The 14,337-nt window shown below is 43.3% G+C and carries 14 protein-coding genes; 7 read left to right on the forward strand and 7 right to left on the reverse strand.

Translation table 11 applies throughout. The annotated features are described in order from the left end of the window. Window positions 1–141 precede the first annotated feature (141 nt). The 3 genes from dtd (at window position 142) to phoR (ending at window position 2,561) form a co-directional block, all read left to right on the forward strand. Entirely contained in the window at window positions 142–594 is a 453-nt protein-coding gene (gene dtd / locus ACTXGF_RS15185) for a D-aminoacyl-tRNA deacylase (protein WP_404693758.1), read from the forward strand. Between the two features lie 112 nt (window positions 595–706). Beyond that, window positions 707–1,411: a phosphate regulon transcriptional regulator PhoB gene (gene phoB / locus ACTXGF_RS15190; protein WP_057761786.1), complete on the forward strand. Its 705-nt coding sequence runs from the start codon at window positions 707–709 to the stop codon at window positions 1,409–1,411. 58 nt (window positions 1,412–1,469) lie between these two features. Beyond that, window positions 1,470–2,561 (forward strand): phosphate regulon sensor histidine kinase PhoR, encoded by a 1,092-nt coding sequence (phoR, locus tag ACTXGF_RS15195; RefSeq protein ID WP_101205334.1) that lies wholly within the window; start codon window positions 1,470–1,472, stop codon window positions 2,559–2,561. A 107-nt stretch (window positions 2,562–2,668) separates the two neighbouring features. Here phoR and ACTXGF_RS15200 read toward each other — a convergent pair whose 3' ends face one another. Next, window positions 2,669–3,259: a M23 family metallopeptidase gene (locus tag ACTXGF_RS15200; RefSeq protein ID WP_404693757.1), complete on the reverse strand. Its 591-nt coding sequence runs from the start codon at window positions 3,257–3,259 to the stop codon at window positions 2,669–2,671. A 197-nt stretch (window positions 3,260–3,456) separates the two neighbouring features. Here ACTXGF_RS15200 and ACTXGF_RS15205 point away from each other — a divergent pair, with 197 nt between their 5' ends. Beyond that, window positions 3,457–4,179 carry a putative quorum-sensing-regulated virulence factor gene (locus ACTXGF_RS15205; RefSeq protein WP_404693756.1) on the forward strand — a complete coding sequence of 241 codons (723 nt, stop codon included), beginning with the start codon at window positions 3,457–3,459 and terminating at the stop codon, window positions 4,177–4,179. 48 nt (window positions 4,180–4,227) lie between these two features. On the opposite strand, the gene ACTXGF_RS15210 is transcribed toward ACTXGF_RS15205, so the two are convergent. Beyond that, window positions 4,228–5,148, reverse strand: coding sequence for an alpha/beta hydrolase family protein (locus ACTXGF_RS15210; protein ID WP_443535571.1), 921 nt, complete (start codon window positions 5,146–5,148; stop codon window positions 4,228–4,230). A gap of 348 nt (window positions 5,149–5,496) precedes the next feature. On the opposite strand from ACTXGF_RS15210, the gene ACTXGF_RS15215 reads away from it, so the two are divergent. Continuing rightward, entirely contained in the window at window positions 5,497–6,180 is a 684-nt protein-coding gene (locus ACTXGF_RS15215; protein WP_057761780.1) for an LOG family protein, read from the forward strand. 131 nt (window positions 6,181–6,311) lie between these two features. Here ACTXGF_RS15215 and ACTXGF_RS15220 read toward each other — a convergent pair whose 3' ends face one another. After that, entirely contained in the window at window positions 6,312–7,931 is a 1,620-nt protein-coding gene (locus ACTXGF_RS15220) for an FAD-dependent oxidoreductase (RefSeq protein ID WP_443535498.1), read from the reverse strand. Between the two features lie 557 nt (window positions 7,932–8,488). Here ACTXGF_RS15220 and ACTXGF_RS15225 point away from each other — a divergent pair. Further along, window positions 8,489–8,926 (forward strand): COG4315 family predicted lipoprotein, encoded by a 438-nt coding sequence (locus ACTXGF_RS15225; RefSeq protein WP_443535496.1) that lies wholly within the window; start codon window positions 8,489–8,491, stop codon window positions 8,924–8,926. Between the two features lie 155 nt (window positions 8,927–9,081). On the opposite strand, the gene ACTXGF_RS15230 is transcribed toward ACTXGF_RS15225, so the two are convergent. Then, window positions 9,082–10,173 carry a GNAT family N-acetyltransferase gene (locus ACTXGF_RS15230; protein WP_443535494.1) on the reverse strand — a complete coding sequence of 364 codons (1,092 nt, stop codon included), beginning with the start codon at window positions 10,171–10,173 and terminating at the stop codon, window positions 9,082–9,084. 233 nt (window positions 10,174–10,406) lie between these two features. Next, window positions 10,407–11,006 (reverse strand): YceI family protein, encoded by a 600-nt coding sequence (locus tag ACTXGF_RS15235; RefSeq protein ID WP_443535492.1) that lies wholly within the window; start codon window positions 11,004–11,006, stop codon window positions 10,407–10,409. 503 nt (window positions 11,007–11,509) lie between these two features. On the opposite strand from ACTXGF_RS15235, the gene ACTXGF_RS15240 reads away from it, so the two are divergent. After that, window positions 11,510–11,788: a type B 50S ribosomal protein L31 gene (locus tag ACTXGF_RS15240; RefSeq protein ID WP_057761772.1), complete on the forward strand. Its 279-nt coding sequence runs from the start codon at window positions 11,510–11,512 to the stop codon at window positions 11,786–11,788. 111 nt (window positions 11,789–11,899) lie between these two features. On the opposite strand, the gene ACTXGF_RS15245 is transcribed toward ACTXGF_RS15240, so the two are convergent. Further along, window positions 11,900–12,760: an SGNH/GDSL hydrolase family protein gene (locus ACTXGF_RS15245; protein ID WP_443535490.1), complete on the reverse strand. Its 861-nt coding sequence runs from the start codon at window positions 12,758–12,760 to the stop codon at window positions 11,900–11,902. Next, the gene (locus ACTXGF_RS15250) at window positions 12,754–14,151 is read right to left on the reverse strand and encodes a nicotinate phosphoribosyltransferase (protein WP_443535488.1); all 1,398 of its coding nucleotides are present in this window, start codon (window positions 14,149–14,151) and stop codon (window positions 12,754–12,756) included. The genes ACTXGF_RS15245 and ACTXGF_RS15250 overlap by 7 nt, the downstream gene beginning before the upstream one ends. Window positions 14,152–14,337: the final 186 nt, after the last annotated feature.

A 14,337-nucleotide genomic window follows, 5' to 3' on the forward strand; every position in this document is an offset into this window, starting at 1 on the left:
GCCTTGTCTGGAACAGTTTTAGCGATCCGCAGTACCTATTTGTGAATATCAAACACGCCCTAATAATAGTTAAGTTAATGACGGTATTTTATCATGGACAGCATATTATTGTATGGCCATAATCTGTTAAGGAATCAGTAAATGAAAGCACTCATACAACGGGTGAAGCACGCTAGTGTGGTCGTCGATCAGCAGTGTATTGGCGAGATTGAACATGGGGTGTTGGCATATATTGGCTTAGGGCATGAAGACGATTTCGCCGCTGCCCAGCGTATGATTGACAAAATATTGACCTATCGCATTTTTGAAAATGACGATGATCCGGCCAAATTTGGTAAACTGGATAAAAACGTTCAGCAGGTTGCTGGTGGGCTATTATTAGTTTCACAATTTACCTTGATGGCAAAAACAGACAAAGGTCGCCGACCAGACTTTGGTGGTGCGATGGCACCAGCTGCGGCACAAGCATTATTTGAACAACTGGTCGACTATGCCAAAACTAAGCATCCAAATGTGGCAACTGGTCAGTTTGGTGCTGATATGCAAGTGTCGAGCGTCAATGATGGGCCGCTCAATTTTTTACTAGAAATCTGATTTTAGAGTGTCATCAAGCTGTCATAATTAATCCGTTTAATAGGTAGAGACTGGTGAGTATATATCGCCTTTTTACATGCTAGATTTTGTCCTCTAACACCGAGAATGTCCTATGTATAATGAGCAAATTTTGATTGTTGAAGATGAGCCTGCGATTCGTGAAATGGTTGTCATGACGCTAGAGATGGCTGGGTTTGATAGCTTACAAGCGGCTGACGTATCAGAGGCGCATCAGCAGGTGGTCGATCATAGACCATCACTGATACTGTTAGACTGGATGTTGCCGGGTGACAAGAGCGGTGTGGATTTTTGTCGCATGCTAAAAAATGATGAGCTGCTCTCTGAAATACCAGTCATTATGCTAACGGCAAAAAGTGAAGAGGACAGTAAGGTGCATGGTCTTGATGCAGGTGCAGATGATTATATGACCAAGCCTTTTTCGACTCGTGAATTGATCTCCAGAATCAAAGCCGTACTACGCCGCAGTAGTGCTATGAGTAGCGATAAACCTATCGAAATTGGACAGTTAAGTCTAGATACTAAGAGTCAGCGCGTGACAGCTGCAGGTAAAATCGTTGATGTTGGGCCCACAGAGTATCGCCTATTAGCATTTTTTATGAGTCACCCTGAGCGCGCCTATACACGAACGCAGCTGCTCGATCAGGTATGGGGCGGCAATGTATATATCGAAGACCGAACCATCGATGTGCATATCAAACGTCTACGTAAATTACTGCGACCTTATGACTGTGATACATTGATACAGACGGTACGTGGAACAGGCTACCGTTTTTCTAGCCTGATTGAGCCAAGTTAATCTTGTACAAATAATGCCGCAGCGATATAAAGGCCGCGGATAGTGGTAAGGATAAAAAATGGACAAGATAGCGCCAGCACAACGTGAGCAATCAGCTCTACTAGAGCAAATATCTACTCAAAGTACAGCAGAGCAACTCAAAAAAATCGGCAGTGCACTACGAGCCCTGCGCGATGCAGTGATTTTGCTCAACAACAATGATGGTCTAGAATGGTGGAATCAGGCGGCACAAGACTTATTGCTGCTACAGCCAGAAGATAAAGGTCAGAACATTTTTGACTTTATTACTGTACCTGAGTTCCGCCAGTACTATGAAGGTACAACGATACCTAACGATGGCGTCCATATAGAATCATGGCGAGATCCTAGTCGCTACTTAAAGTGCGAATTGACCCCTTTTGGCGATGAAAAATTGCTGTTTGTATATGACGTGACTCGCCTGCGGCACTTAGAGCAAATGCGTCAGGATTTTGTGGCGAATGTCTCGCATGAGCTTAGAACACCGTTAACTGTGATGATGGGCTATCTGGAAAATTTCTCCGATCAGCCAGATATGCCGCCGCAATGGCGTCGCGGTTTTGAGCTGATGACGCAGCAAACAGCCCGTATGAACAGAATCGTGAACGACTTACTGCTACTCTCTAAGATTGAAATCGAAGAGTCACACGAGCTGCATTATATAGATATGACTAAGCTACTAACCAATATCTATGACGATGCACAGGCCTACAACCAAGCGTACAAACATATCATTCATTTGCATATAGATACGTATGATGGGCTGTATGGGTCAGAGATGTACTTGAATAGTGCGCTATCCAATCTAGTAATCAATGCGATCAAATATACGCCAAAGGGTGGCAATATCACTATCAGTTGGACAAGGACGTCTGATGGCTGCCGTTTCGCGGTCGAAGATGATGGGATCGGTATTGCGTCAGAGCATATCGCCCGTTTGACAGAGCGTTTCTATCGTATCGACAAAGGTCGTAGCCGTGCAACAGGTGGTACAGGATTGGGGTTAGCGATTGTAAAACACGTACTGCACCAACACGAAGCGCAATTGCAAATCGATTCAGTAGAAGGGGAAGGGTCGACATTTAGTGTGGTATTCCCTTCAAATTATGTCAGATCTGTCACAGCCAATTAATACAATTTCTGGCTTATATTAGCGTTGTTTTTTCGGCTTAAGTTTTTTGATTAATCTAAACCTATCATTATTTCAAATTAGGTTAACGACATACTTTTCTGTATTCGTTAATCCTTTTGCAAAAGCGGATAAGGATTGACCGCACTGCCATTAATATAGATACCATAATGTACGTGTGTCGGTGTCCCTTTTGCATTACCGCTATCACCCACATAACCTATTACATCGCCCTGATTGACCCAGTCATTGGGAGAGATGTCAGCATAGTCTTCTAGATGAGCATAGTAATGTCCTGCACCACCAGGCCCTACCACCACGACCACGCGCCCACCCAATGTGTTTTCACCAACCTTGCTTACCACACCTTGCGTAGTCGACTGCACGGGAGTATTGCGCGGTGCAAAGATATCGATGCCTTCGTGGGAGCGGCCTTGGCTACGTGCCGCGCCCCAAGTGTCTGTCAGGTCTCGTTCTGGTAGTGGATTGGGCAAGCTGTTTTCGGTCGGCAGCTCTTGTTGCAATAGACTTAATTGTTGCCATTTGGCAACCACAAATGACTGCGTCTGTTGGCTAATACTAGGTAGTAGCTTATCGAAGACAAATAACAGTGCTAGCAATACGACAGCCTTAATCAATAGGCTTATTAGACGACTGAAAAAAGAAGGTCTGGGAGGTTGGTTATTTCCATCTGCTAGCATTGATGTCTCATATATATTTTATGTCATTTGAGTTTTTATTATAAAAGCTTCGTCTGATAACGTATGTATCGCATTGTTATCTATCGTTTTTACCCCCATAGATATTCTTATGGTTAAGGATGTAGACAGCAAATACAGTTTTATCTACTTAACATTTCTGCTGAGCATAGACAGTTGCTACTGATGGTTAATACTTTATGAATGATGCTTTTAAGCCTGCTGATATTTCTGCCACGCGCGAAACGGCGTTGGTTATCGATACCGAAACAGATCAGGGTAGTGACCCCAGACCTATCCAAGTTGCAACTATCAATGTAGCAACTGGTTTTGAGTGGATGAAATACTTTAACAGTGGTCGATCTATTTCACCCATTGTCATAAAGGTGCATGGTATTACCGATGATGATGTGGCTGGACTTGAGCGTTTTGAGTTGGAGCAGTTTGAATTACCGGAGTACTTGATTGGTCATAACGTACGTTTTGATTGGCGAGTGATTGGCAGTCCTTCTGCTAAGCTGATTTGTACGGTGAGACTTGCGCGGGCAGCCTTTCCAGAATGGCGTGCTTACGGTCAGTCCAAGTGTATCGAGAAGTTATTGGGCAAAGGTGAGGCGAGTGCAATGACAATTGCCGCTCATGACGCGCTTGGCGATGCTCGAATGTGCTATCTGCTGTATCAAGCATGCTGCGAGCGTCTAGAAATTGCGCCGACAGATTTTGCAGCAGCACATGCTATCTCCAATAAAGCGACTCCTGTGAGCAAAATGCCGTTTGGTAAGCATAAAGGCAAGCCGATCAAGGACGTGCCTATCAGCTATGTTAAATGGATGATAGGCAATATTCATAATATGCAGCCATCCCTGTATTCGGCACTGACTAAACGCTTAAAACTAGATGAAGCAGAAAACGCAGAAAAGTAATCTGAGTTGTTACGTAGCTAATATATAAGGGGCTACATGACGATAAGCTTATGGCTGTTCGTGCAACCATGTCACCGCCATCTGCCATAGCTGCGGTGCTTTGATATTGGTCTTACTGCTAAAATAGCGCATATGACCGATATGATTTAGTCCAAAATCTTCAGGGTCTAAGAATCGCTTTTCGACGGGCATTTTTGTAAATACCCTTATCATATCGTCCATATTTTCACTGTTGGCGATATCATCATCGCTAAAGCCAAGCCATAGTGCTGGCATGCTGAGCTCATCATAGAAATGCGTATGTATGCTTTTGCCAAATGCGGTTTTGATATAGCCCGCGCCATTGCACCATTCACGCCATTGACGAGCCACGCCGCGTGGCAGTGGCTCACCCATACCGATTTTGTCTGACGGCGTATAGCCTAGTGTTAAATTAGTGAATGGAATAAACGCATCCATAAAACCCATGGCTTTGAGTTTATAGGGCATGCCCATATTTTTGATACGCCCTGACGAGCAAGCGACATTGAACACTGAGCCAATCGCCTGATAGTTGGGCATCAAGCCGATGAGCTGACCACCTGCGCTATGACCGATAAGATGATAAGAGGCATCAGGAAACTCATCTTGTAAGGCGTCAAGTACAGCTGGCATGTCGTGGCGACCCCAACTGATCAAGGAAGCGCTACATTTTGCCAGATCGGTCGATAGTGACTCACCGATTCCTTCATTATCAAAGGTCAGCACCCCGAAGCCGCTTTCTGCTAGGTAGGTCGCAAAATTATGATAAAAGTGGCGCTTAATACCTGTGGCGGGTGCCATCATGATAGCTTTTTTTGTCGCATCTTTAGGGCGATAGACAGTGGCTGCCAATGCTTGGTTGCGATCGGTCATGATGCTTAATGAGTAAGTGTCAATATTGCTCGCGTCATGCACATTACTTTTATGAGTGAGATTGTTATTAACCATAGAGCTTGATGGCTCGGCAGTATGAGAGGCGTTATGATTATCCATGGGTATACCTTAGTATTTTTATTAGTAGATAATGAATATCGAACTATGATGAACAATAAATGCGCATCTTGAAAGTGTAGTTGTTGCGTAGTGATAAATCGTTGTGACTATGTGGTAGCATTGCTTATGTTAAGATAAATGCTTGCAAGACAGTTGCTCAAATATGACTTCCAAGTTTTATATAGCTTGGTTGAGTTTGTCTTATGAATCATGTGCATGACAATATAAATGATAGGTGTCGGTATGCAGCCTTCACTAATAACAAGCACTCAATAAAAACTGACAGGTAATTAAGGAAGCTATATGCAAATGAAAATCAACGATGACACTTATGACGTAATCACGAGCAAAGACATTACAAATATTGAAAAAGCAGTCGACAAGTCTGCCCTATCAATGCCGCTCGTGGCTGTGTATTGCGGCTCACGCTTGGGTAATGGTGACGTATACGAACAGGCGGCGCGCGAGCTCGGCAGCGCCTTGGCAAACAATGGCATGGGGCTAGTATATGGTGGCGCTAGTATCGGTCTGATGGGCGCAGTTGCGGATGAAGTAATCAATGGCGGCGCGCAAGCAGTGGGCGTGATTCCAACCTTTATGCTCAAACACGAAATCGCTCATGAGCAGCTGACTCGCTTGCATTTGACTGACACTATGCACACGCGTAAGACCGTCATGGCAGAGTATGCCGATGCCTTTATTACGCTACCAGGGGGGCTAGGAACGTTAGAAGAGATTATGGAAATCGCCACGTGGCGTCAATTGTACCAGCACGAAAAACCAATGATCATTCTGAATATCAATGGTTTTTATGACCGTATGATTGAGCATTTGAAATATACCACTGAGCAAGGCTTTATGAAGCAGGAAGATTTAGACCGTCTAGTGGTGTGTAATACCATCAGCGAAGCGATCGATATGCTACAGACAGTAGTGACCATAGATGATGCTGTGGATACAGAGAAAATGGCTGGTAGTAATAGTTAAGCCGTATAGCTATTCATACACAGCAAATGCTTAAATATCAAAAGCTATTGCAAAAAAGGAGCAGACAACCAAACCTCGGTTATCTGCTCCTTTTTTATATGTGTTAACAACCTATCAATGAAACATGCCTATTAGGCATCAGCAGGCGTGAGATCATCCAATGCTACTTCACGAATACTATGATTAACATCAGCCATCGCGATTGGGAATCCACGCTGCTCAGCGAGCTCACGTGCAACCTCATCGACAGCGAGGCTATCGTTATGGACAAGGTACGACCACTCATGAGCATAGCGACTACGATTCAGAGGTGTATCGTTCTCTATCAAGCCTAGATCTGTCAGCTCATTAACGATTTGATCAGCGGCAATCAAGGTCGAAGATGCTTTGACGTTTTCTGCACGGGCATAGCGTATATTAGAGTACAAGCTCACGTCAGCTACTCGCAGCGTATCATCTTGTCCAGGAATCTGCTGTCCACCGTATAGCGCGTTACCAACAGTACGTGCGCTGTTAAATGTCGGTACAAACTCAGCCACATATTCAATCGCTTGTTGGCTACGTGCTTGCAGGGGCGCTTTATCCCAACCATCTTCAATATAGTGCACATATTGCTGTGGCAGTTTTGGCTGCGCACTGTCTTCACTTGATGCGACAAGACCATCATCAAACAGAGTAATGGCTTTACTCATACCATGAATCTGAAAGTATCCGCCAGGGTAGGGCGTAAGCTGCGCCATGCCTTCTGGCGTGCCTCGTTGACCGTAGACGATAATCTCTGGTATCTGTCCACCAGCATCGCCCCAATGGGTCACATAAGACGATTTAAACTCAACCATACGCGTAACTTCCACACCGACCATATCATCAATAACACCTGTACGGAATCCGCAAGCATTGACTAGATAATCAACTTCGATAGACTCAGGCTGAGAGTCATGTTCTTGACTATGGATTTGTTGATAGTCGATACGCCATTTGGTGACATGATGGTCAGCGTTGGTACAGTTTTCACAATCTACCGGCACGACTTTTTGTACAGCATTTTCGGTAAACACGTGCGCATTGTCGTACTCTTCGAGCGCAAGCTTGGCAGAAGCGGCTAAACGAAAAATGTTCCAGCCATATTCTTGAACAACAATTAACGGAAATTTAACTTTGTTCAAATCTAAGTATCTAGCGACTGGAATCATCCATTCATCAACTGTACTTGGTACAGCGACTTGCTCACGTTCAGACAACTCAATCAATTGCTCATGGCTATAAAGTTGGTAGTAATCTTCAGGCTCACCCAATACTTTATTATTAGCATCTTGCTCGATCAGTTCTTGATAAGCATCAGTCAGAATATCTAAACGCGGTAGTAAGTCTTCAGGCAGCCCCTCGTCACGTGTCGGTACGGCAAACACAGTAGGACGAACGTCAATAGTATGCGGATATAAGCGTAAAATATCGATACATTGCTTAAGCAGCGCTACGCAATCCTCATCCGGTATTTCACGATATAAATTACCACCTGCGTGCAAATGACACATAGGTGGACCATCAATGAGGGATTTTTTCTTTTCAAACAAATAGGTCTCTAATCCTAACGCAGCAAGTCGAATCGCAATCGTCGATCCCGCAGTACCGCCGCCCAAAATGCCAACACGCTTTTTAGGTTGAGTGTTTTGTGCCCCATAAGATAACACCCCAGAATGAGCATCACGATTAAAGGATTGAGCGTATTTTTTATCAAAAGACTGAGTCATTGTCGTCGTTGTATCCTTAATAGCATCTGTATTAGGCCGTGCTCGGTATATGTATCAAATGTTCTATATTTCTTGATATGAGTGCGAAGGTAATTAAGTTCAACACACAAATCTGAACTTCAATAGTCATCTTTTCTATTGTTTAGCCACTCTTCATCTCTATAGGTTTATTTTACGAAGAACTACAGACAATATGATGGGAAATACGTAAGAAGATGCATGAGTTTTGTCAACGAGTCGCTATATGTGTGAATTTTTTCAGACAAACGAGCCTGTCTAAAAATAGAGTAAACGAGAGAAGTGGCAAACTTGTGAAATCGAAAATAAGCTCGTTTTATTGTTTTGTAAAATTCGATCGCTTTTGTAAGTATATATATTGGTAGCCGAGATAACTTAAATGCATATGCTATATTCATTTTGCTTAACAAGAAGCGTAGGTTCTGTTTTGATGACTGTTCAGAATTACAAAGGTCAAAATTAACAATAGGGACAGTCGACAAAGTAAACAACCACAGGCTTATCGCTATAAAAAATACGACTAAAATTACAAGGAAGTTATGATGAAAAATATAATGATGTTATCGGCACTAACAGGTGTATTGGCACTAACTGGCTGTACTACTTTAAAAAACGTAGTCGGTAATGATATGTCGGGTACGCATGAAGTACAGGCAGCGAGCAATAATACCGCACCAGTCACTAGCAAGAATGGGGTATTGGTAGATGCTACTAACCATATGACGTTATATACGTTTGATAAAGACTCTATGAACAAGTCAGATTGCGGTGCAGCCTGCCAAGTTGTGTGGCCAATTTTCAAAGCACCCAGTGATGCCAAAGCCTCAGGTCAGTTCGCTGCATTCAAGCGTGAAGATGGCAAATATCAATGGGCAATGAACGGTAAGCCTTTATACTTCTATGCTAACGATACAAAAGTTGGTGACAAAGACGGTGATGATAAACTTGGCGTTTGGCACGTTATCCCAAGTAAATAGTACGCATTAGATATAGACTGACTCGAAAACGTTAAGATAAAAAAGCAGCCTGTTTTCAATCATAGAAGCAGGCTGCTTTTTGTTTGTTTGGTTCTATTTTCCGCTATCGAGAATACTACCGTGCGTATATTCTCTAATAATAGATGTGACCTGTACTATGTCACATTTGCTAAAGGCTCAACCTGAATGGTCTCTAACACTTCTTCTTTGCTAGGCTCTTTTCTATATAAAGGAAAAAAGTCTGAGAGCAGATCACTTTCCATGAACCAGATATCAGCTACTAATTCTGTATATTTCACTGCATTAACAACGAGTCTATAAGTCTTAAATAGTAACTCTTGCGAGCTAAAGCCTTTCTTATACTCATATAAAGAATCTAAATTGGAGCCAACGCCGCCACCAAGATGTAGCACCTCATAACGGTTCTCTCGTCCCCAATTGCGAGCGACATGAGTGATAAGTTTAGAAGGTTGCAGATGCGTATAGGCGTTCAGCGTGCCGCCAAGGTGGAACTGCATAATGCCAGACTCTTGGCAGAGCGTATATATAGAGGACCCGATTGGTTTATCGTCTTGATAGGCGGTTATCAACAGTATTTTTTCTTGAAGGTTCTCAAGCAAATTAAAAAAATAATCATCATCAAAGAAGTAGTAATCACTGGCATTGACGTGTCGCATCGTCTCTTTATAAATGTCTGAGAACACCATCGCGTTTTGCCTAGTCAAGAATTCTGTTTTTGTCACGACATCCATTTTTATGGCTTTTTTGATACCACGGCGATGTCGATTTTGTGTTTCGCTCCAATGCTCTTCTTCTGACTTACTCAAATCAGACATCAAGGTCAGTCCGTGAGTCAGTGCTTTGCCAACTGTGGGTATCCATTCTTTATTAATAATCGGGTGCAACCGCATAAACAAAGACACGCAGCCTCTTTCGCAAAGAAAAGCTCTTATCTCATCTAGTACGACGTCTAACTCGGCATCAGTGAGGGTTTTGTCCATCAACGGCCCCCCGTAACCATAAGTGGAAGTAGCATCCCAGTGCTCTGAGTCAATGTCTCTAATTATAATGGGTAACAATACTTCCTTGTTTTTATAGTGAGCGATGATGCCTTGAGGCTTGCCCTTATCGATGACAGCTGAGGCCGCAATCCAACCAGACAAGTGGTATATATCAAAATGATGACTTGATACCTTCTTATCCCACTCAGCATCTATCGCTATGTAATCAACTTGTACTGTATCCACGTTGCTGCTCCCTCAGTGTTGCGTTATATATTCGTAAATCCGTATATACGAATATAACAACAAAGTATGAAGCCTTCAAGTATATAAAAATCTTTTATGTAAAATAATGAATATACGTGATAAGAGCGTAGAAGAGTCTATAGGAAATAAAAAAGCAGCCTGCCTCTATAAACGAGGGTAGTGCTGCCTTTCTTGTTTTTGTAGAAAGCCGTTAGAGAGCTATAAGCTTACAATTATTTTTTTTCTACTAGCTCACCATCAATTTGGATAGGGACGTTGGTCGTGATACCGTCAGCGTAAGCGGTCATACCATAAGCAGCGCGATCAAGTGTACCAGTGGCACGGAAACCAACGACTGGCTCTTTGGTAAGAGGGCTATTAGCGATTTTGTTTAACGTGACATTTAAGGTTAGTGGTTTGGTTTGACCAAGCAAAGTGAAGTCACCGGTTACTTTAGCCTGTTGTGGATTGATGAATGTGACCTGAGTAGATTTAAAAGTCATGTTTGGATACTTTGCAACATTAAAAAACTCATCAGTCTTTAAATGCTTGTCACGGGCATCCCAATTGGTATCGATACTATCGGTCGCAATGGTAAAGTTCATGCTAGTTTGATTTGGTGCTTTCATATCATAATTCACCATGCCCTCGACATCACTGAAGTGACCCATGGTGGTCGAGAATCCCATATGACTCACAGAAAATCCGACGCGAGTATGTGAGTCATCTAGCTGCCATTGGGTCGGTAGGGCGGCGCTTGCTATGGTAGTAACTGCTAATGCTGAGCCAATAAATAGTGCTTTGGTGGCCGTGCTTATTTTAGTATTTATCATTAAATGATCCTTATTTAATCTAATTAAGTTATGAGTGATTGAGAAGTAAATTAGTTGTTAGTAGCGATGTTTAAATGGAGTTTGTATCGCGTAGCTGTACCCTTTAAGCATAGTATGTACAATTAAGAGCTAAGGTTGTATTTAGTTAGATTATCTACAATAGTAGATATAATTGATTAATTTAACTAACTTTATTACTGTACTAAAATCAATCATCTATCTCAATACTCTCGAGCTTTCAGTGACAACTTATCACATATCTCTATCACAACTGCTCCTTGCGTCTTGAATCAAAAACCGTTAAAATCGCGGTTTAATTTTCCCGCTGGGGAAAGGCTAAGCGAACAGAAGGGTGGTGTTGGGTGCTGGAATAAGCCAGTGACGCAGTTGCCATACTTGTAATGTCCTTAGTGCCTCAGTTACGTATGTCATTATTTGTCTGATACATCATCGATGATGCTGTATTTAGACGTCGTACATACATCGGACCTAGAGAGTATATTATGCGTAAAGATATCCATCCTAATTACCAAGAAGTTTTATTCCACGACACTAACGCTGACGTGTTCTTTTTGACTCGCTCAACTGCTAAGACTAAAGCGACTCGTGAATACGAAGGTAAAGAATACCCATACTACCCACTTGATATCTCAAGTGCGTCGCATCCATTCTATACTGGTGAGCAACGTAAAACTTCTACTGAAGGTCGTGTTGCAAGCTTCAACAAACGCTTTGGCGCATTTGGCGGCCGTAGCAAGAAAGCTGCAGACGCTGCTGAATAATTTGCACTTATGGTGTAAATATATTTTGCTAAGCAATAAAAAACCGCTGATTATTCAGCGGTTTTTTATTGCTTAATTTTCTATTATCTAAAAATCAGGCTATCAGGCTATTTAGCGCTCAAACTCAGTGGTAGATAAGTCTAATAACTGAACAGAATCTAGTAACTGAATAATAGTCTCTACGATCTGCTGTGCCCAATAGCCGTACATCAGACTGCTAGGATGAAATCCATCACTGGCAAACATCACATTGATATCGATAGCCGAGCCATTCGCATGCTCTTCTAGCATCCGTGTAAAGTCGGTTGCCATATACGTAACACCAGCATGAGCCGCACAGACCTGCTGCAATATCCCATCAAGCACCGATGCTTTTGCACCCACAAAGTTATTGAGCGGGGCAGGGATTGCAGGCATTTGCGCCATCGGCGGCAAACTTAAAAAAACCAATTCTCGTACGCCAAATTTGCGCTGTGCGATATTGATAATGTCTTCAATTTGCTGTTGCCACTTATGCACAGAGACGTTGGACGTCGTGTCATTAACTCCTACGCTTAGCAACATCACATCAATAGGCTGCTCAGGAGCGGGTAAGACATATAACCTGCGTAGAATATCAAAGCTAGTATGACCTGTTGTCGCTTGCAATGACCAATTGAGTCGAGCAAAGTTCGATTGGATAGCTTTGTTTTGCTCCAGTATCGGTATGAGCTTACCGACCAACGCTTCTTGCTGGGTCTGGCTACCCACGCCTGCTGCTGCCGAATCGCCAACGACCATGAGGTTAAATGTCTTAGCGTCTTGCGTTGATACCTTATTATCCGCTTGAGGCAGCTCAATCATGCCGTGCCTTTCACCATGTGGTTCAGGCAAGCGGACTGTACCACGCTTGATTTTTCGACCTTGATAGAGGTAGACAGGGGCAAGTAAAACGTCCTTTGCGACCGATGTCAGTTTACTAGTGTCTACCATCCTGCACGTTCCCTAATAGTCGTAAGACTGTCTTCAATTAACAATTTACCATCGACGTAGACATCACGTAATAGATCGTCAGTTGGGTCGCTCATCTCATTTTCTTTTATGGTTGCTAACTGGCCGCTGTCGTCTTTTACCAGTGCCAATCGTCCTTTTTTCGAGCGTTTTGAGCGGCTGGTGACAGGATCTTTATAAATATCCTTCCATACGCCATCGATAGAGATAGCGCTAGATTTCATTGCCCAACTCATGGTGTCGCGGTTGACTTGCTGCAATAGACCACCGCCCATACCAAACGTCACGTTTTCTATGCTAAAGCCTGCTTTGATTACCACATCAATAATTTTGCTTAAGCTTTGCGAGCTAATGCCATCACCTTGGATGATGCGTACGTAGTCGGGCAGCACTTTATAGCCCTTGCTGTTTACCGTAGTGCCAAACTTCACTGCCAAGCGCTCTAACGCTTCACGGACGACTTTGGTAGGCTCGCCACTGTCTGGACGAATGACTAAGGTGCCGCCCATATTTTTGACTTCGTCTTTTAAGGCGTCGCCCCAGATATTGTCAATGGCATTCCATAAATCATAACTATCTGAGACGACCGAAAAGGCTTTGTCTTCGCCGCCAAACTGCTCGATCATATTATGAAAAGCAGCAGTCTCGCCATCACGTCCCCAAGCTGTCATCGTACTGTGCTCGGCCGCTGGAATAGAGAATGCAGGCATATCATCGCTCATCTGATACCAGCGACTAGCAGCGATAAGCGCTGTCATCGAGTCAGTACCAGCAAAGTTGACCAAATGCGCTAAGCTACCGAGTGCAACCGTTTCTTGGCTCGATGCACCGCGCGCGCCAAAGTCATGCAAGCGAAAAGGCAAGGACTCTGTATTGTCCGCTGATTTCTCTAACGCTTGACGGATAATGTCTTTGCAATAGTGAGAAACACTAGCGACCGTGGATGGATACCAAATCGCACGCAATAGCGCTGTTTCGATATAGCTGGGTAGCCAGTAAAACTCAGGATCAGTATTGATCACTTGGCAGACTACATTGGACACAGGCACGATACTGCCTTCGGGTACGGCTTGGATACGCAATGGCAAATAGCCGTCGTGTTTTTCGATCAAGTGCTCCCAACCAGCACGATTGAAGGTTAGGCCATGCGCCTGAATAACTTTTTCGGCTTCATCGATATCTTGATGAGTAATAGGTGTACTTAAGTACTCTTTGATAAAGGCTTGTAAACCAAAGAACACCACATCGTAGTCGCCCTTGCGCGCCTCAATGTAGCTTGACAGATATTCACTACCGCTTGGGTATTGCACCCAATGTGAAGTCTTATAGCTGTCGCTATTTAAGATTAAGTTGTTTAGATTGCTGGTATACATCACAGAACTCCTCTGCTTTGAAATGCCGCAGCTGCTTTACTGAAAGAGCAGTGGCGGCGGTTGATTGCCGTCTATCGGCGTTGATATCAAATTATTAGTGCGATATTTAGTGATAGTTGTTTTGATAATAATTTGCTCAAGTAGCTATTAGAAAAAGACTACTAAAAAAAGCTACTAGAAAAAACG

This window comes from Psychrobacter sp. 1Y6 (assembly GCF_052258385.2).
Classification (GTDB): domain Bacteria; phylum Pseudomonadota; class Gammaproteobacteria; order Pseudomonadales; family Moraxellaceae; genus Psychrobacter.